The organism is Pigmentiphaga sp. (genome assembly GCF_019689535.1).
GTDB lineage: Bacteria > Pseudomonadota > Gammaproteobacteria > Burkholderiales > Burkholderiaceae_B > Pigmentiphaga.
The window spans coordinates 1-24,919 of sequence record NZ_JADGHH010000027.1; the positions used below are offsets into that span (position 1 = coordinate 1).

At 65.5% G+C, this 24,919-nt stretch carries 23 protein-coding genes; 13 read left to right on the forward strand and 10 right to left on the reverse strand.

Going from position 1 to position 24,919, the window contains the following annotated elements:
• The first annotated feature begins 111 nt into the window (after window positions 1–111).
• The 3 genes from IRZ12_RS04015 (at window position 112) to IRZ12_RS04025 (ending at window position 3,724) form a co-directional block, all read left to right on the forward strand.
• A complete protein-coding gene (locus IRZ12_RS04015) occupies window positions 112–1,119 on the forward strand; it encodes a tripartite tricarboxylate transporter substrate binding protein (RefSeq protein ID WP_296464449.1) in 1,008 nt (335 codons plus the stop codon).
• A gap of 13 nt (window positions 1,120–1,132) precedes the next feature.
• The gene (locus IRZ12_RS04020; protein WP_296464452.1) at window positions 1,133–2,446 is read left to right on the forward strand and encodes a Rieske 2Fe-2S domain-containing protein; all 1,314 of its coding nucleotides are present in this window, start codon (window positions 1,133–1,135) and stop codon (window positions 2,444–2,446) included.
• A gap of 93 nt (window positions 2,447–2,539) precedes the next feature.
• A complete protein-coding gene (locus IRZ12_RS04025; protein WP_296464455.1) occupies window positions 2,540–3,724 on the forward strand; it encodes a Gfo/Idh/MocA family oxidoreductase in 1,185 nt (394 codons plus the stop codon).
• A 47-nt stretch (window positions 3,725–3,771) separates the two neighbouring features.
• On the opposite strand, the gene IRZ12_RS04030 is transcribed toward IRZ12_RS04025, so the two are convergent.
• From IRZ12_RS04030 to IRZ12_RS04040, 3 genes are all read right to left on the reverse strand, one after another.
• The gene (locus IRZ12_RS04030) at window positions 3,772–4,542 is read right to left on the reverse strand and encodes an SAM-dependent methyltransferase (protein ID WP_296464459.1); all 771 of its coding nucleotides are present in this window, start codon (window positions 4,540–4,542) and stop codon (window positions 3,772–3,774) included.
• 43 nt (window positions 4,543–4,585) lie between these two features.
• Entirely contained in the window at window positions 4,586–5,548 is a 963-nt protein-coding gene (locus IRZ12_RS04035) for a LysR substrate-binding domain-containing protein (RefSeq protein WP_296464462.1), read from the reverse strand.
• A 79-nt stretch (window positions 5,549–5,627) separates the two neighbouring features.
• Window positions 5,628–6,404, reverse strand: coding sequence for an enoyl-CoA hydratase/isomerase family protein (locus IRZ12_RS04040; protein ID WP_296464465.1), 777 nt, complete (start codon window positions 6,402–6,404; stop codon window positions 5,628–5,630).
• A 158-nt stretch (window positions 6,405–6,562) separates the two neighbouring features.
• Here IRZ12_RS04040 and IRZ12_RS04045 point away from each other — a divergent pair, with 158 nt between their 5' ends.
• Complete coding sequence (locus tag IRZ12_RS04045; RefSeq protein WP_296464468.1) at window positions 6,563–7,150, forward strand: carboxymuconolactone decarboxylase family protein; 588 nt, start codon at window positions 6,563–6,565, stop codon at window positions 7,148–7,150.
• Between the two features lie 4 nt (window positions 7,151–7,154).
• Complete coding sequence (locus tag IRZ12_RS04050; RefSeq protein ID WP_296464472.1) at window positions 7,155–7,988, forward strand: amidohydrolase family protein; 834 nt, start codon at window positions 7,155–7,157, stop codon at window positions 7,986–7,988.
• A 7-nt stretch (window positions 7,989–7,995) separates the two neighbouring features.
• Here the strand turns inward: IRZ12_RS04050 and IRZ12_RS04055 are convergent, their stop codons facing one another.
• Complete coding sequence (locus IRZ12_RS04055) at window positions 7,996–8,610, reverse strand: glutathione S-transferase family protein (protein ID WP_296464475.1); 615 nt, start codon at window positions 8,608–8,610, stop codon at window positions 7,996–7,998.
• 16 nt (window positions 8,611–8,626) lie between these two features.
• The gene (locus IRZ12_RS04060) at window positions 8,627–9,856 is read right to left on the reverse strand and encodes a CaiB/BaiF CoA-transferase family protein (RefSeq protein ID WP_296464478.1); all 1,230 of its coding nucleotides are present in this window, start codon (window positions 9,854–9,856) and stop codon (window positions 8,627–8,629) included.
• A gap of 280 nt (window positions 9,857–10,136) precedes the next feature.
• Between IRZ12_RS04060 and IRZ12_RS04065 the strand changes: the two genes are divergently transcribed.
• The 4 genes from IRZ12_RS04065 to IRZ12_RS04080 all read left to right on the forward strand — a co-directional run bounded on the left by IRZ12_RS04065 (window position 10,137) and on the right by IRZ12_RS04080 (window position 14,131).
• Window positions 10,137–11,168 (forward strand): 2-dehydropantoate 2-reductase, encoded by a 1,032-nt coding sequence (locus IRZ12_RS04065; protein WP_296464479.1) that lies wholly within the window; start codon window positions 10,137–10,139, stop codon window positions 11,166–11,168.
• A gap of 120 nt (window positions 11,169–11,288) precedes the next feature.
• The gene (locus IRZ12_RS04070; RefSeq protein WP_296464483.1) at window positions 11,289–12,269 is read left to right on the forward strand and encodes a tripartite tricarboxylate transporter substrate binding protein; all 981 of its coding nucleotides are present in this window, start codon (window positions 11,289–11,291) and stop codon (window positions 12,267–12,269) included.
• A 20-nt stretch (window positions 12,270–12,289) separates the two neighbouring features.
• Window positions 12,290–13,576, forward strand: a complete 1,287-nt coding sequence (locus IRZ12_RS04075) for an aconitase family protein (protein ID WP_296464486.1) — start codon at window positions 12,290–12,292, stop codon at window positions 13,574–13,576.
• 9 nt (window positions 13,577–13,585) lie between these two features.
• Complete coding sequence (locus IRZ12_RS04080; protein ID WP_296464489.1) at window positions 13,586–14,131, forward strand: hypothetical protein; 546 nt, start codon at window positions 13,586–13,588, stop codon at window positions 14,129–14,131.
• Here the strand turns inward: IRZ12_RS04080 and IRZ12_RS04085 are convergent.
• The gene (locus tag IRZ12_RS04085) at window positions 14,128–14,763 is read right to left on the reverse strand and encodes a glutathione S-transferase N-terminal domain-containing protein (protein WP_296464493.1); all 636 of its coding nucleotides are present in this window, start codon (window positions 14,761–14,763) and stop codon (window positions 14,128–14,130) included. The two genes, IRZ12_RS04080 and IRZ12_RS04085, sit on opposite strands and share 4 nt — an antisense overlap.
• 174 nt (window positions 14,764–14,937) lie before the next feature.
• Here IRZ12_RS04085 and IRZ12_RS04090 point away from each other — a divergent pair, with 174 nt between their 5' ends.
• On the forward strand, window positions 14,938–15,807 hold the full coding sequence (locus tag IRZ12_RS04090; protein WP_296464496.1) for a fumarate hydratase: 870 nt from the start codon (window positions 14,938–14,940) through the stop codon (window positions 15,805–15,807).
• A 28-nt stretch (window positions 15,808–15,835) separates the two neighbouring features.
• Entirely contained in the window at window positions 15,836–16,465 is a 630-nt protein-coding gene (locus IRZ12_RS04095) for a fumarate hydratase C-terminal domain-containing protein (protein WP_296464498.1), read from the forward strand.
• A gap of 76 nt (window positions 16,466–16,541) precedes the next feature.
• Here the strand turns inward: IRZ12_RS04095 and IRZ12_RS04100 are convergent, their stop codons facing one another.
• On the reverse strand, window positions 16,542–17,192 hold the full coding sequence (locus IRZ12_RS04100) for a flavin reductase family protein (protein ID WP_296464501.1): 651 nt from the start codon (window positions 17,190–17,192) through the stop codon (window positions 16,542–16,544).
• A gap of 48 nt (window positions 17,193–17,240) precedes the next feature.
• Window positions 17,241–18,218, reverse strand: coding sequence for a tripartite tricarboxylate transporter substrate binding protein (locus tag IRZ12_RS04105; RefSeq protein ID WP_296464504.1), 978 nt, complete (start codon window positions 18,216–18,218; stop codon window positions 17,241–17,243).
• Between the two features lie 212 nt (window positions 18,219–18,430).
• Here IRZ12_RS04105 and IRZ12_RS04110 point away from each other — a divergent pair, with 212 nt between their 5' ends.
• Window positions 18,431–19,183: an IclR family transcriptional regulator gene (locus tag IRZ12_RS04110; protein WP_296464507.1), complete on the forward strand. Its 753-nt coding sequence runs from the start codon at window positions 18,431–18,433 to the stop codon at window positions 19,181–19,183.
• Window positions 19,184–19,198: 15 nt separating this feature from the next.
• On the opposite strand, the gene IRZ12_RS04115 is transcribed toward IRZ12_RS04110, so the two are convergent.
• Together IRZ12_RS04115 and IRZ12_RS04120 are read right to left on the reverse strand one after the other, a co-directional pair.
• Window positions 19,199–20,965: a PAS domain S-box protein gene (locus tag IRZ12_RS04115; protein WP_296464512.1), complete on the reverse strand. Its 1,767-nt coding sequence runs from the start codon at window positions 20,963–20,965 to the stop codon at window positions 19,199–19,201.
• Between the two features lie 198 nt (window positions 20,966–21,163).
• Window positions 21,164–23,392, reverse strand: coding sequence for an NADP-dependent isocitrate dehydrogenase (locus IRZ12_RS04120; RefSeq protein ID WP_296464515.1), 2,229 nt, complete (start codon window positions 23,390–23,392; stop codon window positions 21,164–21,166).
• Between the two features lie 554 nt (window positions 23,393–23,946).
• Here IRZ12_RS04120 and IRZ12_RS04125 point away from each other — a divergent pair.
• Window positions 23,947–24,786, forward strand: a complete 840-nt coding sequence (locus IRZ12_RS04125) for a hypothetical protein (protein ID WP_296464518.1) — start codon at window positions 23,947–23,949, stop codon at window positions 24,784–24,786.
• Window positions 24,787–24,919 lie beyond the last annotated feature (133 nt).

Sequence of the window (24,919 nt, forward strand, 5' to 3'; positions counted from 1 at the left end):
TATTATTACCTTAGAGATCTAATAAAAGCCGCATGTCCGGGATGGCCCGGCACGGCATTGAAGAAGCGCTCGGAAGAACAGCGCGACCTGCAAAGCCATAAAGGAGACTCCATGAATACTCGCCAACCCCTGCGCAGCTTGCCCAAACGCCTAGCCCGGATCGGACTGGCCGCCCTCCTGACCTGTGCGCCGATGCTGTCCTACGCGGAAGACGTCTCCGAATATCCGTCGCGCCCCGTGCGCTTCATCGTGCCGTACGCCACCGGCGGCCTGCCCGATACCGTCGCGCGCATCGTCGGCCAACGCCTGACCGAAAACCTGGGCAAGTCCTTCGTGGTCGAGAACAAGCCGGGTGCCAACGGCGTCGTGGCCGCGCAAACGCTGATGGGTAGCCCACGAGACGGCTATACCCTGCTGCTTACCGACGGCTCGATGATGTCCATCAACCCGTCGCTCTACAAAGACCTTGCCTATGAGCCGAAGCGCGATTTCATGCCGGTGTCGCTGATCGCCACGTCGCCGCTTTTCATTGCGGCCAGGCCGGACTTTCCTGCCGACACCCTGAAAGATTTCGTGGAACTCGCCAAGACCAGCCCGAAAGGCATCACCTATGGCTCCTCGGGCATCGGAAGCAGCCACCACCTCACCATGGAAGCCTTGAAAAGCGCACTGAACCTCAAGCTGGACCACGTCCCCTTCCGTGGATCGGGCCAGGCCGTTCCCGCGCTCGTGGGCAAGCAGGTCGATATCGTGGTCGCAGCGTTGCCGTCGCTGGCGGGCTTCGCCCAGAAGGGGCAGGCCAAGATTCTCGCGACGAACTCGCTCAAGCGTTCGTCGCTGGCGCCGGACATCCCGGCCGTTTCGGAAATCGTTCCCGGCTTCAACTTCGCCGTGACGGTGGGGCTGCTCGCCCCCGCGGGAACGCCGCCTGAGTTCATGAAGAAGCTCAGCGCCGAAATCGCCAAGGTCGTCAAGCAGCCCGAGGTCATCAAGCAAATGCAAGGCCTGGGCATAGAACCCGTGGGCGGTTCCCCCGAGGAATACGCAAAGGCCATCGATGACGAGGCCGCGCGTTATGCCGGCCCCATCAAGGCCGCGGGGATCAAGCCCGAAAATTGAAGGAGAAAGTAGGATGTTGACGCGTGAAAAAAACGAGCGGCTATGCCGGGTCGAGGGTGATGCGCCCATGGGTGCGCTGATGCGCCGCTTCTGGGTGCCCTTGTGCCTGATCGAGGAGGTATCCGAGCCGGACGGGCCGCCCGTCCACGCGCGCGTGCTGGGCCAAGACCTGGTCGTGTTCCGGGACAGCGAAGGCCGCATTGGCGCATTGGACGAAAAATGCCCGCACCGCCGCGTATCGCTGGTCTACGGCCGCAATGAGGAAGGCGGGCTGCGCTGCCTCTACCATGGCTGGAAGATCGACGTCACCGGGCAGGTAGTGGACATGGCCTCGGAGCCGCAAACCAGCCCCATCGCCTCGAAGATCCGGACCAGGGCCTATCCCACCCGCGAATGGGGCGGCATGGTCTGGGTGTTCCTGGGCAAGGAAGAGGATGCGCCCGAATTCGTTCCACCGCCCTGGGCGCCCGTCAAGGAAGCGAAAGTCTCCATCGCCAAGATTCTGCTGCCCTGCAACTGGGCGCAAATCCTGGAAGGCGCGATCGACTCAGCGCACAGCTCCAGCCTGCACTCGTCCGACTTCGTGCCCGCGAAGGTCAAGGGGGCGGAGGCCACCGACAAGAACTGGCTGCGCCCGTCCACCGACAAATCGCCACGCATGCAGGTCGAGCGCACGCCCTACGGCTTCCGCTACGCCGCCATCCGCACGCCCATCTTCGATGCGGAAACGCACGACTACATCCGGTCCACCGTGTTCGTCGCCCCGTTCACCGTCCTGGTCCCGCCCAACAACCTGTACAACGTCGCCAACGTCAATGTCCCCATGGACGACACGAACACGGCGTTCTATTTCCTGGCCTGGGGCCACCCCAACAAGACTCCGGATACGGAAACCTGGCGCAAGTTCCTGCGTGCGCAGATCGGGCCGGACCTCGATGAACGCTACCGTCCCTACCGCAACCACGAGAACCGCTTCTGGCAGGATCGCCAGGCCATGAAGGCGGGCAACTTCACGGGTATCACCGGCTTCCCGAACCAGGACATCGCCATGTGGGTCACCATGGGCCCCCTCGCGGATCGCTCGGAAGAGCGCCTGGGCACCAGCGACCTCGCCATCGTCGAATTCCGGCGCCGGATGTTGTCCGCGCTGGACGAGTTCGCCGCCGGTGCGGAACCCGTGGGGCTCGGCTCGAACGCCATTCCCAAGGACGTCTGTTCCTTCCAGGCCATCGTGCCCAAGTCCATAGACTGGCGTCAATTCAAGGCCAGCTATGTATGGGACGACGTCCCGGCGAACAAACAGCTCGAGTCCAACTATCAGGTGTAAACGAGCGCGGCGGGCTGAGATTCCCGTCAGGCGCACGCGCGCGCCGGCCTCGCCGGTTCGCGCTGCCAGACCAGACTAACCCAAGGAGTTCCGATGTCGTTGTCTCCGCTGCGGCTGGGCGTCGCCGGCCTTGGCCGGGCGTTCTCCCTGATGCTGCCTACCTTCCTGCGCGACCCGCGCATCGTCCTGGCGGCGGCTTGCGATCCACGCGCCGCGGCACGGGAGCAGTTCGCCCGAGACTTCAACGCTCGGGTATACGATGACATCGAAGCACTAGCGGACGATGCATCGCTAGACGCCATCTACATCGCCAGCCCGCACCAGTTCCACGCACGCCATGCCGAGATCGCCGCCGCCCGCGGCAAGCACGTGCTGGTGGAAAAGCCGATGGCGCTGGCGATGGATGAATGCGACCGCATGATCGACGCCTGCGCGCGCGCAGGCGTGCATCTCATCGTGGGGCATTGCCATAGTTTCGACATGCCCTACCTCAAGACGCGTGAACTGATCGCCAGCGGCGAGTTTGGCGCGGTGCGCATGATCCATGCGCTGAACTACACCGATTACCTGTACCGTCCCCGCCGCCCCGAAGAGCTGGTCACGGCCGAAGGCGGCGGGGCGGTTTTCAGCCAAGCCGCGCACCAGGTGGACATCGTCCGGCTGCTCGCCGGCGCCCGTCCCACGCACCTGCGCGCAGCGGTGGGAAACTGGGATCCGCGCCGCCCCACCGAGGGCGCCTACTCCGCCATGCTCTGGTTCGAATCCGGCGCCTATGCATCCATGTCTTACAACGGCTATGCCCACTTCGATTCGGACGAGTGGACGAACTGGATAGGAGAAATGGGCAACCGCAAGTCGCCCGACGACTACGGCACCGCGCGCAGGAAGCTGGCCGCCATCGCCTCGCCCGAGGACGAAGCCAAGGCCAAGGCCGACGCCACATACGGGGGCACAGCTTACCGGCCACCGGGCAAAGCGCCAGAAGAGCACGCCTACCAACATTTCGGGCCCATCATCGTTTCCTGCGAGCAGGCAGACCTGAGGCCGATGCCCGATGGCATCGCCATTTATGGCGACGACGCCAAGCGTTGGATCCCGCTCGACAAACCGGCCGTGCCCCGCCATGAAGTGATCGATGAATTGACGGCAGCCGTCCAGCAAAACGTCCCCCCTCGCCACGACGGCCGTTGGGCCAAGGCTACGCTGGAGATCTGCCTGGCAATTCTGGAGTCATCGGCGTCGCAACGCGACATTGCCCTCAAGCACCAGGTCGCCTGACGGGAGCGGAACGTGCCTGCCCCCGTCGCATCGCCTTTCCGCGGGCGTCATGGATAATCCCCCGCCGGCTGGTCCAGGAAATCGCCGACGTAGATCAAGTGCTCGAAAGGCAATTCGCGGCGGCCGGCTACATCCACTAGGGTATCGAGCGTGGCGCGCAAGATTTCTTGTTTTTCCGCCCGGCCGGCATGGCACACGACGGCGACCGGCGTGTCGCCGGGATAGGCGCTGCGCAATTCTTCGACCACCCGTGATAGGTCCGTCTTCATGGTGAACAGCACCAACGCGCTGCGACTCTGGGCGAGCACGGAAAGCCGGTCACTTCCCGCATAGCCTTCATTGGCGTTTTTTCCCAGGCTCAGGATGACGGACTGGCTGGTGCGCCCTCCCGTCACGGCGCAGGCCAGCGCCGCATTGGCCGCGGCGAAGCTGGATATCCCTGGCACGACCTGCGGGTTCAAGTCGCGAAAGGCCTGTAGGTATCCAACTTGCGGCCCGTACAGGGTAGGATCGCCATATGTCAGCACGACCGCCGTGCCGCCCGCGGAAACACAGTCCAGGATGGCATTGCGGCGGGCGGCCTCTTCGGCCTCCACCGTCTCGGCCGGAGCCCGGCGACGGGCCATGGGCGTAAACAGGCCGTGCCCGGCCTCCATGAACGGTTTGCCGGCAAGCAGCTCCGCATAGCGCACTGGCGCATCGGCCGGCCCGAGCACCAGGTCGGCAGCGCGGATGACGCGGTCTGCCCGTAGCGTCAGGTGATCGGGATCCCCCGTCCCCAGGCTCACGAGATAAAACTTTCCGTCCTGTATCGGCACAGGCGCCTCCTGCATGATCGATGAAAAATTACGGACGCCTGGCTCAGCGGCTGGACCACCACATGCCGTCGCGCGCCATTTTTTCGACGATCTCGCCGATCAGCGCCGCGATTGCGGACACCGCCTTGCCGGGGCCCTTGTTCTTGGCGAAGGTCAAGGCGACCGTCCGCTGGAATGGAGGGTCCACGATGCGGGCCGCCTGTACCTGGCCGTTTGCCACCTCGGTCCAGACGGCGTGCAAAGGCAGCACGGTATAAAGGCCTTCGCGCGCAACCAGGGAGGCCTGCAACGGCAAGGAGTCGGCTTCGATCACTGGTGCGAGCGTAATGCGTTCCTGGCGCGCCATGGAGTCGAGCGCAGTTCGCAGGCCGTTGGGCGCGCTCGGCAGGATGAAGGGCAACTCATGCAGGCTGCGGAAAGGCACCTCCTCCTGCGCGGTGAGGCGATCGCCGACGGGGCCAATCAGGTAACTGTCGACGGTCGCCAGGCATTGCTCGTGCTCCGGCAAGGAGCCGCCATACCGATACAAAATGCCGATGTCGACGCGCGCATCGGCAAGCCATTCCTCGACTTGCCCGCTCGACCCCTCGAGCACTTTGAGGCTGACTCCGGGATAGCGTGCGCGCACGGCGGTGAACAGCTGCCCCACCAGGTGATGGCCAATGGAGGGTAGCGTGCCGAGCGTGACGCGCCCGCTCGCATCCCGCGCTTGTTCACGGATCTCTCTTTCGAGCTGCTCAGCCTCGGCGAGCAAGGCTCGCACTTGCGGAAAAATGCGCTGCCCTACGTCAGAGAGCTCCACGCCCCGCCCGGTGCGCACGAACAACCTCGTCCCGCATTCGCGTTCGAGCGCATTGAGCTGGCGACTCAATAAGGATTGGTTGCTGTTGAGGAACAGGGCAGCCCGGGTCAGGCTACCCAATTCGCCGATCGCGAGAAACGCCCGCCATTTGTGCAAGCTGGCGGTCACATCCAGCTGGATGCTGGTGGCTTTCGGATGCTGCATTGCAAACAGCGCTCGTCCAGGAGAAGAAGACGAGTTTATACCCACACGCCCCCTGCCGGGGGCGCGAGCCGGGCGAGCGCTAGCGTCCCTTGAATACTGGCGCGCGTTTTTCGCGGAACGCGGCCTGGGCCTCGGCGGCATCCTCGGTAGTAGAGAGGAAGGCGGTCATGTCCTGCTCGTAGCGGTATCCGTCGCGCAGGCTCATGTCCTCGATGGTGTTGAGCGTATGCTTGCCAAGACGGGTAGACACCGGGCTCTTGGAAGCAATGATTCCTGCCACCTCCATGGCAGCGGGCATCAGCTCCTCGGGTGCGGTGCAGGCCTCGACGATGCCCAGCCGATAAAGCTCGGAAGCCGGCACCCGGTGGCCGGTCAGCATCATGCGGCGCAACAGGGAATGAGGGAAGAGGCGCATCGCATGCCTACATCCCCCCATCAACCCGACGTCCACCTCCGGCAGGCCAAGCGTCGCGCGTTCGGACGCCAGGAGCACGTCGGCCGAGGCCACCATGGCGAGCCCGGATCCCAGCGCCGGGCCATTGATCGCCGCCACCACCGGCTTGGCGCACTCGCGAATGGCGTGGAAACACTCGCGGGTTCGCCGCAGGTGGGCAGGCAGGTCGCCCGGCCCCTTGATGACGTCCGCACGGCCTTTGAGGTCGGCCCCCGCGCAGAAAACCTTGCCCGCGCCCGTGAGCACCACCACGCGAACCTCCGGCGTCTCGGATATCCAGTCCATCGCCGCGATCAATTCGTCGTTCAACACGCGGGTCAGCGCATTGACCGGCGGGTTATCCAAAGTCACCACCGCGACGTGGCCGTCCAGGCGGAGCTGCAGCTGCTTGAATTCGTTCATGTGGGAAATAAGCGAAATGCGAGAGGCAATATGACTGGAGCGAGTCTAGGCGCCCCCAAGCCGTGCGCAAAGGCAGACGAGGTCAAGGCTGCTATGCGCCTCGCGCCATAGCGCCTCTCATCCCGGCGTCGGATAATGCGGCCAAAAGCGAGGAGACCATGCCTAGAATCGATTTGCCCACGCCCGAAACCATGACCCCGGAACAGCGCCGGGTGCACGACAAAGTCATTGCCGGCAAGCGCGGCCGGTTGAGGGGCCCCCTGCGCGCGGCCCTGTACAACCCCGAGCTAGCCGACCGCTGGTCGGCGCTCGGCGAGCTGCTGCGCTACGACACTTCGCTTCCTCCTCGCCTGTCGGAGCTGGCCATCCTGGTCACGGCCAGGGCCTGCAGCTCTCCCTTCGAATGGGCCGCGCACCGGACGGAGGCCGAAAAAGCCGGCGTCGAAGAATGGATCATCGAAGCGCTGCGCGAACAGCGCATTCCCGACGAATTGCCGCCGGACGACGCGCTGGTGGTACGCTTCGCCAGCGAATTGAACGCCCACAGGTCCGTGTCCGACGCCACTTACGCCGCCGCGCTGGCGCGATTCGGCCCGCGTACGGTGGTCGAACTGACCGCGCTGGTCGGTTACTACACCTTGGTCGCGATGACCCTGAACGCGCACGAAATACCGCTGGAGCCAGGCGTCGTCGCGGCCTTCCCGCTGCCCCAGGACGACCCGGCGGTCTGGGGAAAGAAGGGGTGACGGCATGAGCACGCAGGCGCAACGTGATTCCACCGCCATCAAGGGGTGGGACTGCCACACCCATCTGCTCGGCCCATACGACCGCTATCCGCTGGCGGCCGAACGCAGTTACACGCCACCCGAGGCGCTGGTCGAAGACCACTCGGCCATGTTGGCCCGCCAGGGGCTATCCCATGCGGTGCTGGTGCATCCGAGCGCCTACGGGGAAAACTACTCCCTGCTGTTCGATGCGCTCGCGAGCTACGCGCACCTGCGCGGCGTGATCGTCGCCCGGCCGGGAACCACGCTCGATCTCACGACCTTGCGCGAACGCGGCGTACGGGCGCTGCGTTACAGCCATCGCAGCGGCGCAGGCGGAAACTTCGCGGGCAGCGCCTCCATCGACGATCTCTCCCAGATGGCGCGTGCCGTGGCCGATGCCGGCCTGCACGTCGAACTCTGGACAGACTGCCAGGCCCTGCCGGGCATCGCGCCGCTGCTGCGCAGCCTTCCTTGTCCCGTGGTGATCGACCACATGGGCAGCTTCGACGTGGCCGCGGGCCCCAACGACCCGGGCTTTCAACAGCTCGTGCGCCTGCTCGGCGAGGGCAAGGCCTGGGTCAAGCTCTCGGCTTACCGCAGCTTGCTAAAGACGGACATGGAGGCGGGGCGCCCCTTCCATCGTGCCTTGCTCGCGGCGAACCCCGAGCAGCTCGTCTGGGGCAGCGACTGGCCCCACATCCGCATCGACCCATGGCCGGACACGCGCAAGCTGTTCGATACTTTCCTCGCCTGGACGGACGACGCATCCCTGGCACGCCGGATACTGGTCGACAACGCCACCCGCCTCTACGCCTAGGCTGGGCTCACCCTTCGAGCACCGGCTCAGTCCGGCGGAACGACGGGCGATCCGCGATCCGGGCGTACCACTCCGCCAGCCGCGGGGCCTGCTCTCGCCACGGCAGCGCCGCAAAGCGGAAGTCGATGTAGCCGAGCGCACACCCGATCGCAATGTGCCCGATGCCGAAAGGCGCGGCCGACAGTGCGGGCACTTCGCTTTCCAGCTGGCGCAGCGATGCGTCGGTCTTGACCCGGAAAGCTTCGATGAGCGCATCCGACTGCTGGGCCGCGGGGCGCTCAGTCTCATTGCGCCACAGGATCAGCACGTCCAGCAGGCCGTCGCCGAACGCGTGCCACCGCAGGGCATGCCACCTCTGGTCGCCCTCGGCCGGGAAAAGCCCGCCCCGGGCCTGCGCATCGAGGTATTCGCATATGACTGCCGAATCGAAAAGCGCCGTCCCGTCGTCCAAGACCAACGTCGGAATCTTGCTCAGCGGGTTGTCACGCATGATCTGCGGATTGGGCTTGAGCATGGCCGCTACCGAGCGCACGCGCTCCACGCGCTCGTCCATGCCGAGCTCATGGAGGCACACCATGACCTTGCGCACGTAGGGCGACTTGGGGGACCAATGGAGTTTCATGCGTCGGCCCCCGCTTTCAGATCACGCCCGCCGCGCGCAAGGCCTGGACGGCGGCGGAGTCATAGCCCAGCTCCTCCAGGATCTCGTCGCTGTGCTGCCCCAACAGCGGCGGCGCCACCATCTCCGGCAGCTCGCCCTCGGTAAATCGCATGGGGCTCGCCACCTGCGGCACGCGCGCCCCGCAGGGATGATCGACATAGCGCAGCATGTCGCGCGCAAGGGTCTGCGGCTCTTCGAACACCTCTGCCACGTTGTTGATGGGCCCGCACGGCACGCCTGCGCGGTCCAACTGCTCCAGCAGCGTCGCGCGGTCGCGGCGCGCGAAGTCCTCGCGCAGCATGGCCGACAACGTCTCGACGTTGCGCACGCGCTGCGCGTTCGTGGCGAAGCGCTCGTCATTCGCCCACTCCGGATGGCCCAGCGCTTCGCACAGCTTGCGGAACTGGCCGTCGTTGCCGACCACGAGAATGATGTCGCCGTCGGCGCATCGATAAACATCCTGCGGCTGGATGTTGGGATGGGCGTTCCCGTTGCGCTTGGGCAACTTCCCGGACACCAGATAATTCATCGCCTGGTTCGCCAGGGTCGCGACCTGCACGTCGAACATGCCGATGTCGATGTACTCTCCCCGGCCCGTCTCGTTGCGGCGGGCCAGCGCGGCGAGCACTGCCACCGCGGCGTACATGCCTGTCATCAAATCCACGATGGGCACGCCCACCTTCTGCGGGCCGCCGCCTGGCCTGTCGTCGCGCTCGCCGGTCACGCTCATCAAGCCGCCCATGGCCTGGATCAGGAAATCGTAGGCAGGCTGATCGCGACGCGGACCGGTTTGCCCGAAGCCGGTGACGGAACAATAAATGAGCCGCGGATTCAGCGCCCGCAGCGAAGCCTGGTCCAAGCCATAGCGGGCGAGCGTGCCGACCTTGTAGTTTTCCAGCACGATGTCGGCGCGCATGGCCAGCTCCCTGACGATGCGCTGCCCTTCGGGCTTGTCGAGCGCGATCGTGATCGAGCGCTTGCCACGATTCACTGCAAGGTAATACCCCGCTTCCTTGGTATCCCGGCCTTCGGCGTCCTTCAGGAAGGGCGGCCCCCAGGTGCGGGTATCGTCGCCGCTGCCCGGCCGCTCCACCTTGATGACGTCGGCGCCGAGATCGGCCAGGATCTGGCTGGCCCAAGGCGCCGCCAAGATGCGGCTCAGGTCCAGGACTTTGACGTGCGACAGCGGGCCCGTCCTTCGATGCATACATTCCTCCACGTGTGCGTCGACCGCGCGGAGGCGTCCGATCCGCCCGCGCCCGTCGCCGCAGTGCGGACTCTAGGGGCAGGGCGCGCGCTTGCCTACTACCTGGGCCGGCAAGACTGGAATGCGCCCATACGCATACCGCTGGAGGCGTGGAGGCTATATCTGCCCGGCACAAGCAGAAATGCCTGCGGGCGCATCACGCGGCGAGGCCTAGCCGGAATAATGAATCGGATATCCATGACGGTCCAAGACACCGTCGCCACAAAGGAGACGTATGGGGATGGAAAACAGCCTGGAACAAGGCGCTCCCGCCACTCGCCCGCTCAAGATAGGCGTCGCCGGCGCGGGGGCGATCGGCGGGCTTCTGGCTGCCCGGCTGGCCCTGGCAGGCAACGAGGTCAGCGTGCTGGCCCGTGGCGCTACCTTGCGGGCGATCAACGAGCGAGGCATTGTCTTGCACAGCGGGGGCAAGCAGTCCTGCGCCAAAGTGCGGGCCAGCGACGATCCCTCGCAACTCGGGCCGCAAGACATCCTCATCCTCGCGGTGAAGTCTCCCTCCCTGCCGGAGCTCTCCGACCGACTCGGCCCGATGATGGGGCCCGGCACGGTCGTGCTGCCGGCGCTCAACGGCGTGCCGTGGTGGTTCTTCCAAGCCGGTAGCGGCCCACTGGCCGGCCACCGGCTGCGTACGGTCGACCCAGACGGAAAACTCGAGCGCGCCATTCCGGCAGAAAAGCTCTTGGGGTTCGTCGTTTTCCCCTCATGCTCTTGCCCGGAGCCGGGCGTCGTGGTGCATGCCTCGGGATCGCGCCTCGTGGTGGGCGAACCGGGAGGCGGCGACAGCCCGCGCGCACAAATCGCTGCCCGCGCGCTCGCGCAAGCCGGGTTCGACGCCTCCGCCCATGCGAACATACGCAGTGTCGTCTGGGAAAAATTGCTTGGCAATGCCTGCTTCAATCCCGTCAGCCTGCTGACGGGGTCGGCCACCGACATCCTGATCGACGATGCGCGCGTCAACCGTATGTTCCAGGCCATGATGCGCGAACTCCTCGCAATGGGCGAGGCAATCGGCCTGCCCTTGTCCATTTCTCCTCCCGAGCGCCTGGCCATCACCCGCAAGCTGGGGAACGTCAAGACCTCCATGCTGCAAGACGTGGAAGCCGGCCGCGCGGTCGAGCTGGACAGCATTCTCGGCGCCGCGGTCGAGATCGCCGAGGAGCTCGGCAAGCCCGCGCCGCTGCTGGAAACCGTTTACGCGCTCGCGCGGATACGTGCCGAGAAGCTGGGCCTCTACGCCCGCTCGAGCCGATAACGCGCACGCCATAGCAGCTTTGCGCGACGATGCCTACCGGCCTCGCCCCCTGACCGATACCATGCCCGCACATATTTCCAACAACCAGACGGCGGCCCGACCGCCTGAGAGGAGACTGCCATGTTTGCGAGACTGCTTGCGACATGCCTGATGGCAAGCTGCGCCCTGGGAACATTCTCGACGGCCGCCGTGGCGCAGAGCGGCGATTGGCCGAACCGTCCCATCCGGTTCATCGTGCCCTTCCCTCCGGGTGGCCCCACTGACACCTATGCCCGGGCCATCGCCGGGCCGCTGGGCGAAGCACTAAACCAGAGCGTCGTCGTCGAAAACCGCGGCGGTGCCGGCGGCACCATAGGCACGGCAGCCGTCGCCAAGGCAGCGCCCGACGGTTACACGATGGGCTTCGGCTCAGGCGGTTCGCTCATGGTGATTCCCCACCTGATGAGCGTCCCCTATTCCGTCAAGGACGACTTCGTCTTCGTCTCGAGCCTGGCACAGGTGCCGGCCGTCCTTGCCGTGAACGTCAAGTCCGGCATCACGAGCATGGCCGATTTCATGGAGCGCGCCAAGCGCAATCCCGGCAAGCTGAACTATGGCAGTGCCGGCAACGGCACCATGGTGCACCTGGCCGGCGAGCGCATCAAGCGCGCCACCGGCATGGACATCGTGCACGTCCCCTATGCGGGTGCCGCGCCGGCGATCACCGACCTGCTCGGCAACCAAGTCGAGTCCGTGGTCGCAGACCTCACCCCCATCCTGCCGCACGTCCAATCCGGCAACGTGCGCGTGCTTGTCGTGACGACCGAGAAAAGAACGAGCATGCTGCCCGACACGCCCACGATGGTCGAGCTCGGCTACCCCTCGGTCGTGCAGGCAACCGAATACGGCGTCATCATGCCGGCCGGCACGCCCGCGCCCATCGTCGAGCGCCTGCAGCGCGAGATCGCAAAGGTCATGGCACGCCCCGACGTGCGCAGCACCTATGAAAAAGTGGGCGCGGTGGCCGTTTCCAGCACGCCGGAGCAGTACCGCAAGAATGTCCTCAACAGCTACGAGTTCTGGGGGCAATTCATCAAGGAAACGGGTATTTCGCTCAAGTGAGCGCTCAACGGGACCCAACCATGGCAGCTTCTTCCGGTCAAACCATCGCACAGAAAATCCTGGCGCGCGCGGCGGGACGCGACACGGTGGCGCCAGGCGAGTACGTCAACTGCGTGCCGGACCACGTGGTCACGCAGGAGATGGTCTGGCCCGTGCACAAGCGCAACCTTGAGAAAATCGGGGCGACCAAGTTCGCGCGCCCCGAAAAAGCCATCATCGTCATCGACCATACGCCGGCGGCGGCGACCGGTTCCCCGCATGCTGCAACGCACCACATGCTGCGCAAGTTGACGCGGGAGTTCGGCGTGGAGAACTTCTACGGCCCCAACACCGGGTTGCGCCACTTGGTCCTGGTCGAACGCGGCTTTGCTCGGCCCGGGTCGCTGATTTTTTCCGATGAAGGCAATATCGCGTCGATAGGCGCCGTGGGCGCGCTGAACATACCCATGTCCACCGACGTGCTGGCGCCGCTGCTCAAAGACCAGCACTGGGTCTGCGTCCCCAAGACCGTGCGCATCGAACTGGTCGGCAGCCTGCCCTTCGGCGTGACCGGGCGAGACCTGGTCCAGGCCATCATCCGGGACCACGAACAAGCCGGCACCTTCCTACAGTGCTGCGTCGAATATGGCGGCCCCGCGCTGGCCGGCCTGAGCCTGGACGACAGGCAGGCAATCCTGGCCTCGACCTTCCACACGGGCTCGGACACCGCCATCATGGACGTCGACCAGCGTGCGCTCGAATATGTCGAGGAACGGGCGAACGGCCGCCCTTACGAGGTGGTGCGCAGCGATCCCGACGCCGACTATGCGGCCGTGCTGACTTACGACCTGTCGCAACTCACCCCCATGGTGACGGTGCCTCCCACGCAAAGTGGCGCCGTCGACGTCGCGCAAGTGGCCGGCCGCCGCATCGATCACGCAGCCATCGGCTCTTGTGCCAACAACCGGCTGGAAGACCTACGCGCCGCGGCCGCCATCTTGCGCGGGCGCCGGATTGCCCCCCACGTGACGATGTACATCTCGCCGGGCAGCCAGAACGTCTATGCGGCGGCGGCCCGCGAGGGCCTGCTCGAGGTCTTCGCCGAGGCGGGAGCCACGGTACTGTCGCCGGGCTGCAATACCTGCTGGGGCTACCTGGGGGTGCTGAGCGGCGACGATGTCTCCATCACCACCCACCAATTCAATTACCAAGGCCGCAACGGCAGCACCGAGGCCGCCGTCCACTTGGCATCTCCCTATACCGTCGCCGCCTCGGCCGTCGCAGGAGAAATCACCGATCCCCGTCCGCTGCTGGCGGGCAGGATCTGAGGAACACCAATGAACCAGGCATCCACCTCATCCGCCGCCCGCACCCTCCGGGGCCGGGTCTGGAAATTCGGTGACCAGGTCTGCGGCGACGACGGCATCATCGAATTCGCCGCGGTGCGGGACGGCTTCGGCAAGCCCTTCGACGTCGAATCGCTGCGGCAGATGTGTTTCCGCAAGCTACGGCCCGAGTTTCCGTCTGAAGTCAGGCCCGGGGACATTGTGGTGGGAGGCGCGAACTTCGCGCACCACAACCATGTGGAAGTCAGCGTGGCCCTCAAGGCCTCGGGCATTTCGGCCGTGCTGGTGGAATCCTGCGAGTCGGGGTTCATCCGGCGCGCCATGAGCCAGGGGCTGCCAGTACTGCTGGTGCCCGGCATCACCCGCGTCGTGGAAGACGGCGACGTGATCAGCGTCACGCCGGCCACCGGGAAGATCGAGCTGGCCGACGGCCGCGTCATCGATTCGCCGCCGTTCTCGCCCCAGATGGTGCAAATCTGGGAAGCCGGAGGACTGGTCAACGCGCTCGCGGCCGAATTCGCCGCCTCACGAAGTTAAGCCTGGGGCTGCTGCTGCCGCGGATCGTATTGCACCGTTCGGCGCAGCGATTCGCGCTCGCCCATGCGGTCTGCCCAGGCGGCAAGGCGCGGGCGCGTCGCGCGCCACTGCAAGTCGGCAAAACGGAAGTCCGCATGCCCCAGCCCGACGGCAACGCCCAGATGGCCGATGTCGAATTCCCGGCGGTCGAGCTGGTCGATGGTCGCTTCCAGCGCATCCAGCGTGGCCTGCGCCTTGGCGCGGAAGGCGGCCAGGTGCGCCTGGGATTGCAGCGACGGATCGCGCCCCCGCTCGTTGTTCCAGAGAATGAGGATGTCCGTCAGCCCGTTGCCCAGCGCATGCCAGCGCAGCGCTTCCAGGCGTTGTTCGAAGTCGCGGGGAAAGAGCCGGTTCTTGCGGCTATGGTGGTCCAGGTATTCGCAAATGACCAGCGAGTCGTACAACGCCCTGCCGTCGTCAGTCACCAGGGTGGGAATCTTGCCCAGCGGATTGTCGCGCTCCACGTCGCGATTGACGGTAGACAGCGAGACGATGGACAGCTGGGGCTGGATCTCGCCGTCCAGGCCGGTCTCGATGGCGGCGGCCATTACCTTGCGTACGTATGGGGATCGAGTGGACCAATGCAGCTTCATGCGAAATTCCCGTCGAAACACGTTGCGTGGCGGCCAGTATAGCCAGCACGATACCCCGCGTGCCGGCGGCAAAGCAGGTGTGTCGCGCCGGTGATAGCGGCCGCCCCGGCTGGTCGCTATAGTCGGAATACGAGCCCATGCACCACGCGCGAGTGACGCGCCACAGGGGGAGAGATGGCCATCACCTACGACCTCGTACGGTCGGTCAGCGCCCAGCTCTATGAACGCGCGCTAAAGAAAATTCCCGAAGACACCAAGGCAGCGCTGCGGGCGGCCGAGCAAACGGAGCGCAACGAGGTCGCGCGGGGCACGCTGCGCATCATGCTCCAAAGCGCAGACGCGGCGGAGGCGCGCGCGCATTTCGTGTGCTCCGATTCCGGGGTGCCCGTCTACTTCGTCGGCCTGGGCACGCGCGCCCGCCTGGAGGGCGACATCAAGCGCGCGTTCTCCGACGGCTTCGACGACCTGGTGGCAAGCATCCAGCCGCCCCTGCTCGCCCACGTGACCAATCCGCTCACCAACGAGCGCGGCTACAAGGGCAAGGACATGCCCATCGTCACCTTCGACCTGATCGACGGGGCAGACTACGTCGAGATTACCTGTTCGCCCAAGGCGCTCGGCTCCGGGCGCTGGGCCGCGCTGGAGATTTTCACCTTCCCTACGCTGGAGACCATCGAACGCTACGTCCTGGAGGTCATCCTGAAGGCGGGTTCGCAACATTGCCCGCCTGTGGTAATAGGCGTAGGCATAGGCGGGACCTTCGATTACGCCGCCAAGCTCGCCAAGCAGGCCACCCTGCGCCCCATCGGCTCGGTCAACCCGGAACCCGTGCTGGCCGCGATGGAAAGCCGCTTGAAAGAAGCGGCCAATGCGACGGGTTTCGGGCCCATGGGCACGGGCGGCGACAGCACGGCCATGGCCGTGCACGTGGACTACGCGTCGGGGCACGGCTTCACGCCCGTGGCGGTGTGCTTCAACTGCTGGATCAACCGCCGCACCCGCGCCCGCCTCTACGACTCCGGGCGGGTCGAGATCATCGAATGAAGGCCGGCCTGGCCGAGGAATAGCGACCGTGACCACCTTGCATCATCTCGAGCTCCCCTTGACGGAAGCACAGGCCCGGAGCCTGCGCGTGGGCGACCAGGTCCGGCTTTACGGCGAAGTCGTCCTGTGCGCGGGCATGACCACCCACGAGCGCCTGGCGGCGCTGCTCGACCGTGGCCAAGCCATGCCGACGAACCTGCACGGCGGGGCACTGCTCCATTTGGGCAGCTACAGCCAGGAAAACGATGGACGCTTCGAAGTGCTCTATCTGAACCCTACCACCAGCACGCGCTTCAATGCCTTCATGCCGCGGCTGATCCGCGAGCTCGGGCTGCGGATCACCGGTGGCAAGGGTGGCCTCGACGCGGCGAGCGTCCAGGCCATGCGCGAGGCGGGATGCGTCTATCTGTCTTTCCTCGGTGGCGGCTGCACGCTGCTGTCCGAAGCGATACGGGAAGTGGTCGACGTCCACTGGAATGACCTGGTGCACCACTACCGCCTGGTCAAGCTCAAGGTAGAAGGGCTGGGGCCCGCCACCGTGGGCATCGACGCGCACGGCAACAGCCTATATGGCGACCTCGCGGAAACGGCGCGTAGCCGCCTGCCCGACATCCTCGCCAAGATGGCGGAGCGGCGCACATCGGCCGGGCAGGAATGATCCGGCCGCCGATACGGTGAACTGAAATGGGGCGCCACATCGCCGCACGGGAATGCCCAGTGCGGTACCTGCCCCGTTACGACCGGCCGGGCGGCTCAGGCGGTTCGGCGCCGGGCTGGCGCTGCAGCATGGGCCGGTGAAAGATTTCCCCCAGCGCGGCGTAGAACGGCCCGCCAAGGCGGGCGATGGGCCGCATCGCCGCGCTGTTGACGCGGCGTCCGTCGTAAATGTCCGGCGAAAGATGAAAGGCGACGACTTCGCCGATGTAGAGCGTGTTGTAGCCTTCGCCCAGCTTGACGACCTGGTCCAGGCGGCACTCCATTTGCACGGGAGTAGAGGCGATCCGGGGTGCCCGCACGTGATGGCTGGGCAAAAGCTCGATGCCCAACTCCTCGGGTTCGCTCACTTCGGGCGGATACTCGGCCGCGCTCGCATGCATGACCTCGAGGTCCGCCTCGGTCGAGACATTGACCACGAATTCGCGGGTGTCCAGGATGTTGCGGGCCGTATCCTTGAGTTCGCCATCCAGGGTGGAAATATTCACCGCCAACATGGGCGGCCGGGTGGCGACATAGTTGTAGGAGCTGAACGGGGCGGCATTGACGCGGCCCTCGCGGCTTTGCGTCGTGATCCACGCAATGGGGCGCGGCACCACACATCCGACGACCAGGCGATAGGCATCTGCTGGATCGAGGCCTTGGCCGTCGACTCGAATGAATTCTTTCATGTGTCCTGCTTCCAGTGCGGCGCGAGACGGGCGCCGCGCCGGAATTGTTCATTTCGCTAGCATGTCCAACGCGCCGAGCAGCTCCTTCATCGCCGCCAGGTCTTTTTCGGCGAAGCTAGTGACCTCGGCCGGCGTCATGTTGTCGATGAGGCCGTCCTGCTCGGAAAGGAACTTGCGGTGTTGGGGATCGGCGTTGATCGCCGTCAACGCCTCGCTCAGTTTCGTGATGATAGCCTGCGGCGTGCCGCGCGGCGCGGCCAGGGCGTACCAGGTCGAGACCTCGCTCCAGTTCTGCACCCCCGCTTCCGCCATGGTAGGCACATCGGGCAGGAGCGAGGAACGCCTGGAGCCGGTATAGGCCAGGGCCTTCAATCGCCCGTCCTTGACAAAGGGCAGCACGGGTGAAGCGCTCAACATGCCAAGCTGCACCTGGCCGCCGATCAGGTCCTGCAAGGCGGGCGCGGCGCCCTTGTACGGCACGTGGACGATCTGGATATTCGCGCGGCGGCGCAACATTTCGCCGGCCAAATGCGTGGGCCCGCCGGTGCCCGCCGAAGCGAAGTTGAACTGGCCGGGGTTCTTGCGCGCGCGCTCGATCAAATCCTGCAAGGAGTCGATGCCCAGTTTCGCGTTGGCCACCAGCACCACGGGCTGGTTCGCGATCAGCCCGATCAGGTCGAAATCCTTCAGGCCGTCGTAGGTGGTCCGCTCGATCAGGGGGCCGACGATCATGCCCGGCGAAGTCCCCATGAGCAGCGTATAGCCGTCAGGCTTGGCGCGGGCGACGTAACCGGTGCCGACCACCGCACCGCTGCCTGGCTTGTTCTCCACGACCACCGGCTGGCCGAGTCGTTCTTTCAGTTTGGAAGCCAACTCCCGTGCCAGGGTATCGGCAGGTCCGCCGGGGGCATACGGATTGACGAGGGTGATCGGGCGGTTGGGGTAATCCGACTGCGCGTGGACGGCGGGCAAGAGCATCAGCGTGGCCGTCAAGCAGCCCATCAAAGCGGCAATGGGGCGTTTCAAGGTCGTCTCCGTCGATTTATGGTTCTCGGCCGGCCGGCCGATTCGGCCGCAGCGCTGGAGCCACTATAGTGAGACGAACCTAGGCTTCCCAGTTCTTGGAAAAGCAAAGCTGATATGTATGGCAGCGCAATCGGCGAGCGTCGCCCGTCGCGTCGTGCCCGCGGCGCTCCAAGGCCTGGCGCCACCCCATCGGTGCATATAGACTCTAGGCCATGAATACGAACGATGTGCGGAGCGCCAGGCGCTTGTTGACCATCCTGCAGTATTTCGCGCAGACGCGGACCCCCGCCTCGCTGTCGCAGGTTTCGACGGCGCTGGACATCCCCAAGTCCGACTGCATGGCGCTGTTCGACGCCCTCGAAGAAGAGGGCTACGCCCATCAGTCCGGCGGCCGTTACTACCTGACGCGGCGATGGTTCGACGAAGCCAGCGCCATTGCCGAACACGACCAATTGACCGAGCGGGTCCGCCCCGTCCTCGACACCCTACGGGAAAACCTTAGGGAAACGCTGATCTTGGCTCAACGTTCGGGTGACCAAGTGGTTTACCTGCAGGTCGCGGAGCCCGAGCGCATCGTGCGGTTCACCGCCCGGCCGGGCGAGCGCAAGCCCCTGCACGCCGCCGCTTCGGGGCGCGCCCTGCTGCACGCCATGGCGCCGGCGGAGCGCGAAGCCCTGATCGAGCGCCTGCGCCTGGTGCGCTACACCGAACGGACGCCCGCCACGCGCGAACAATTGCGCAAGGCGCTGCAGGACGGCATCGCGCGCGGCTATCACGTCAACTTCGGCGAGCACCAGCCCGACACTCTATCGGTGGCCGTCCCGGTCGTACTGTTCGACACTCCCTATGCGCTGGCGGTAGGCGCCCCGCTGGAAAGGGCCAAGCCGCAGGTGGAGGAGATCGGCAAATTGCTGCGCGAGGCTGCGCGCGAATTGGGCGGCGGAGAAAACGCCGCCCAGCCTTGAGTCCCAGGGCGTCGATCAGGCCTGCTCGCGCAGCTGCAGCGAGTCGGCCAGCTCGTTGATCCGGGCCTTGGTTTCTTCGACCAGTTCGTCGATCTCGCCCGCCGACTTGGAAGATCGCACCGCCAGCTTGCGCACTTCGTCGGCGACGACGGCGAACCCCCTGCCGGCCTCGCCCGCGCGCGCGGCTTCGATGGCGGCGTTGAGCGACAACAGATTGGTCTGATCGGCGATCTCGTTGATGACGGCGACGATCTTGCCGATCTGCTCGCTCGAGCCCAGGACCGAGCTCATCGCGCGGCGCGTGGTATGGCGGGCTTCATGCTCGTCCTGCACGTTCTTGACGAAGGCGGTATACGCGATCTTCCCGTCAAGGCGGACTTTGGAGAGCGAAAGCAGCCCCCAGATGCAGGTGCCGTCCTTGCGCTCGATGGCGACCTCCCTGCTCGTGCCCACGATCTTGTCCACGCCTGCGGTGCGGTTGGCATGGATGAAGCGGTCGTGGTCGTTCCGGATCGCCTCCGGCACGAGCATCTTGACGTTGCGGCCGAGGACTTCGCCCCGGGCATAGCCCCACAGCCGCTCGGCCGCAGCGTTGAAAAAGGTCACGTTGTTGTTCTCGTCGATGATCACCACCGCATCGAGCGCCTGTTCCAGCGTCTGGTTCATCATTTCCCTCGCCTCACGCTCGCGGGTGATGTCCTTGACGAAAGCGGTATAGGTGACCGTGTCGCCCACCCGGATGCGCGACAGGGAGAGGTTCCCCCAGACCGTGGAACCGTCCTTGCGCTCGATCAGCACGTCCCGGCTCGTCCCGACGATCTTGTCCACCCCAGTATGACGGTTGGCGTTCACGTAGGCATCGTGCTGCGCCCGGATGGCACTGGGCACCAGCATGTGCACGTTGCGGCCGAGCACCTCCTCGCGGCGGCACCCCCAGAGGCGTTCGGCAGCGGCATTGAAGAAGGTCACGCGATTTTCGCCGTCGATGGTCACCACCGCGTCCAGGGCCTGCTCCAGCGTCTGGTTGATGACTTCCCTGACGTCGCGCTCATGCGTGACGTCGCGAACGAACGCGGTATAGAGGATGCGATCCCCGACCCGTATCTTGGAAAGCGACAACGCGCCCCAGACCGGCGAGCCATCCTTGCGCACGGTATGGACCTCGCGCGTCGTGCCGACGATCTTGTCCTGGCCCGTCCGGCGGTTGGCCTCCACGTACCCGTCGTGTTCGGCGCGGATTTCATCCGGCACGAGCACGTTCACATTGCGCCCGAGCACCTCCTGCCGATCGTATCCCCACAGACGCTCCGCCGCTGCATTGAAGAACGTGATGCAGTTGCGTTCGTCGATGCAGACCACGGCATCCTGCGCCTGTTCGAGCGTCTGATTGAGGATCTCTTGCTCCTCGTGGCGCTGCGTGACGTCGCGCACGAAAGCTGTGTGACATGCCCCGTCCTTCTCTTGCAACGAGGTCCACGCAAGGAGGATCCAGACCTTGCCACCGTCTTTGCGAACGATTTGCAGCTTGCGATGTTTGCCGGAGGCCGCATCCCGGACCGGATCCACGCGCCCCTCCTGCGCAGGCCACAGCATCCCGGCATCACGGCCGAGCACCTCCGCGCGGTCGTATCCCCACAGCCGCTCCGCCGCCGCGTTAAAAAAAACGACCTGACCGCGCCCATCAAGGGTAATGACTGCGTCCACCGCCTGTTCGAGCACGCGCGTCGAACGATCCGAACGCCATCCCGACCAGCGTCTCCATCCACGCCCCGACTTCAACATGTCGTTTCCTTCGTTTGCAGTATCGGAGCGTTCATTGTCAAGAATCCGGTGGCGGGATACGCCGGAATAAGACGCCAAATTACGTGCCAGTTCGCGTTTCCCGCAGTGCGCCGCAGAAATGAAAACGCCCGCGCGAGGCGGGCGTCTCAAGGCCGGGCGACGACGTAGGACGGGCCTACGCCGCGACACGAAGGGGCTTTAGGCGAGCTTGGCCAGGATGGCGTTGAACGTCGCGCTGGGACGCATGGCCTTGCTGACCAACTCGGGGCTGGGGCGATAGTAGCCGCCGATGTCGCTCGGCTTGCCCTGCACCGCGCTCAGTTCGGCCACGATCTTGGCTTCGTTTTCGGTCAGCTCCTTGGCGATCGGGGCGAACACAGCCTGCAGTTCCTTGTCCTCGGTCTGGGCGGCCAGCGCCTGGGCCCAGTACATGGCCAGGTAGAAGTGGCTGCCGCGGTTGTCCAGGCCGCCGACCTTGCGGGCGGGCGACTTGTCTTCGTCGAGGAACTTGCCGGTCGCTTGGTCGAGCGTGGTGGCCAGCACCTTGGCCTTGGGATTCTTGTACGCGTCGGCCAGGTGCTCCAGCGAAGCGGCCAGGGCCAGGAACTCGCCGAGCGAATCCCAGCGCAGGAAGCCTTCCTCCAGGAACTGCTGGACGTGCTTGGGCGCCGAACCGCCCGCGCCGGTTTCGAACAAACCGCCGCCCGCCATCAGCGGAACGATGGACAGCATCTTGGCGCTGGTACCCAGCTCCATGATGGGGAAGAGGTCGGTGAGGTAGTCGCGCAGCACGTTGCCGGTGACCGAAATGGTGTCCAGCCCCTTGCGGATGCGCTCGACCGACAGCTTGGTGGCCTCGATGGGCGAGAGGATCCGGATGTCCAGGCCGCTGGTGTCGTGGTCCTTCAGGTACTTCTCGACCTTGGCGATCAGCTGCGCATCGTGGGCGCGGTTCTTGTCCAGCCAAAAGACGGCCGGAGCCCCGGTGGCACGGGCCCGCGTCACGGCCAGCTTGACCCAGTCCTGGATCGGGGCGTCCTTGGTCTGGCACATGCGGAAGATGTCGCCGGCTTCGACCGGCTGCTCCAGCAGGACCTTGCCGGCCTCGTCGACCACCCGCACCGTGCCATCTTCGGGCAATTGGAAGGTCTTGTCGTGCGAGCCGTATTCCTCGGCAGCTTGGGCCATCAGCCCGACGTTGGGCACGGAACCCATGGTGACCGGGTCGAACGGGCCGTTCTTCTTGCAGTCTTCGATGACGGTCTGGTAGACGCCGGCATAGCTGCGGTCGGGGATCACGGCCTTGGTATCGTACAGCTGGCCGTCCGGGCCCCACATCTTGCCCGACTCGCGGATCATGGCCGGCATGGAGGCGTCGATGATGACGTCGCTCGGCACGTGCAGGTTGGTGATGCCCTTGTCGGAGTTCACCATGGCCAGGCGCGGGCGCTTGGCGTATTCAGCTTGGATGTCGGCTTCGATCTCGGCCTGCTTCTCGGCCGGCAGCTCCTTGATCTTGGCATACAGGTCGCCCAGGCCGTTGTTCGGATCGAATCCGACCTGCTTGAGGACGTCGGCATGCTTGGCCAGCGCGTCTTTGAAGAAGACCGAGACGACCTGGCCGAACAGGATGGGGTCGGAGACCTTCATCATGGTGGCCTTCAGGTGCACCGAGAACAGGACGTCCTGTTTCTTGGCGTCTTCCACCTGCGCTTCCAGGAAGCTGCGCAGCGCTTTCTTGCTCATGACGGCGGCGTCGATGATCTCGCCCGCCTTGACCGCCGTCTTCTCTTTCAGCACCTTGACCGAGCCATCCTTGCCGACCAGCTCGATGCGCACGTTGCCGGCGTTCTCGATCACGGTGGATTTCTCGCTGCCGTAGAAATCGCCGCTTTCCATGTGGGCCACGTGCGACTTCGAATCGGCGCTCCACGGACCCATGCGGTGCGGATGCTTGCGGGCGTAGTTCTTCACCGACAGCGGCGCGCGGCGATCGGAGTTGCCTTCGCGCAGGACCGGGTTCACCGCACTGCCCTTGACCTTGTCATAGCGGGCTTTGACTTCCTTGTCGGTGTCGTTCTTGACCTCGTCCGGATAGTCGGGGAGCTTGTAGCCCTTTTGCTGCAGTTCCTTGATCGCGGCCTTGAGCTGCGGGATCGACGCGCTAATGTTGGGCAGCTTGATGATGTTGGCCTCGGGCTTGGTCGCCAGTTGGCCCAGGTAGGCCAGGTCGTCCGAAATCCGCTGTTCCTCGGTCAGGTACTCGGGGAACACCGCGATGATGCGGCCGGAAAGCGAAATGTCCCGCGTCTCGACTTCGACGCCGGCGGGACGGGTGAAAGCCTGGACGATGGGCAGCAGCGAGTACGTCGCCAATGCTGGCGCTTCGTCAGTGAGGGTGTAGATGATCTTCGACGATGTAGACATTCTTTATTGAATCCCACTCGATTACGGAAGTAGCGGAGATTTTCCGGCGCACCCCGGCCCTCGGGCCGGCGGCCCGGGATGACGGGCATGGCTGCGCTGGAAGAATCGCGTCCTCGCGAATGCCGGGTGACGTAGCCGCGCAAGACGGCCCGGCCCTTGGCTTTCACAATGTGGGTTGGGATTTTAGCACCCCCTGTCCCCGCGAAAACCTCCCGCGGCCCCGGCACCGCGCGGTCGCGCGCCGTCCGCGCCGTCCCGGGCCGTGGAGAGCGGCCCGACGTCTTCGGCTCGGCCGGGCACGCGGCTTGCGCACTCGACCGCACCGATGAGGGCGGCCACGCCCTCCTGACTCGAGGAGACCTCTATGCGCGCCATCCTGCTCTGGCTTCTGGGCGTTCCCATTCCCATCATCATCTTGCTCGCCCTCTTCTGGCACTAGCCACTCCGCCCTTCCACCGAAAAAAGGCCACGCCATGGAAAACGCCACGCCCGTTGGTAATTCTTACGTATCGACCCCAGCCGCAGCGCGGACCCAGGAATCTTTAGGGTCCGCCGTGTCATGGGCCGCCGTCATCGCCGGCGCCGTCATCGCCTCCGCCCTCTCCTTCATGCTGCTATCCGGCGGAGCCGGGCTCGGATTCGTAGCGAGCTCCCCCTGGTCCGGGGAAGGCGCATCTGCGATGGCGCTGGGCACCGGCGCCGTCATCTGGATGATCGTGACCCACATCATCTCGTTCGGAGTCGGCGGCTACGTCGCCGGCCGGCTGCGCACCAAATGGGTGGGCGTCCATACCGACGAGACTTACTTCCGCGACACCGCCCACGGTTTCCTGGTCTGGGCACTGAGCGCGGCGATCAGCGGCCTGTTGATCGGCTCGGCGCTCGTGTCGGCAGCCGCCGGCACCGCGCGCGCCGGGGCTTCGCTCGTCGCCGGCGCGGGGACGGCCGCGGCCGCCGCGGCGGGCCAGGCCGCCTCGGGCGAAGGAAACCGGGCGGGCATGGCGACTGAGTACCTCGCCGACCTGCTCCTGCGCTCGGAACAGCCCAATCCGGCGGGCGAGCCGCAGGCCGCGCGGGCCGAACTCGGACGCATCATCGCGGCCAGCCTGGCCAAGGGCGAGGTGAGCGTCGACGACCGAACATACGCGGCACGCGTCATCGCGGCACAAACGGGCATCGATCCCCCCACGGCGGAAAGGCGGGTCGAAGATGTCGTCGACCGGGCGCGCGAGGCTGCCCAGCAAGCCGAGCAACGTGCCCGCGAAGCGGCCGACGCGGCGCGCAAAGCCGCCGCAGCGTTCGCGTTGTGGGCTTTTGCCTCGATGCTGATCGGCGCGTTCGTCGCGAGTTGGATGGCGACCATAGGGGGCCGGAGCCGGGACGCCATCGCCTAGCCGCCAGACCGCGCGGCCGGGGAGGCCGCTGCCGGCCCATGCGTTTTGCGCGACAATAGAAAAATTGTCTACCGCGGCGCCGGCCGGCGCCGCCCCCCCCCCCCCCGCAAATAACCTGTCTCTTATAAAAATA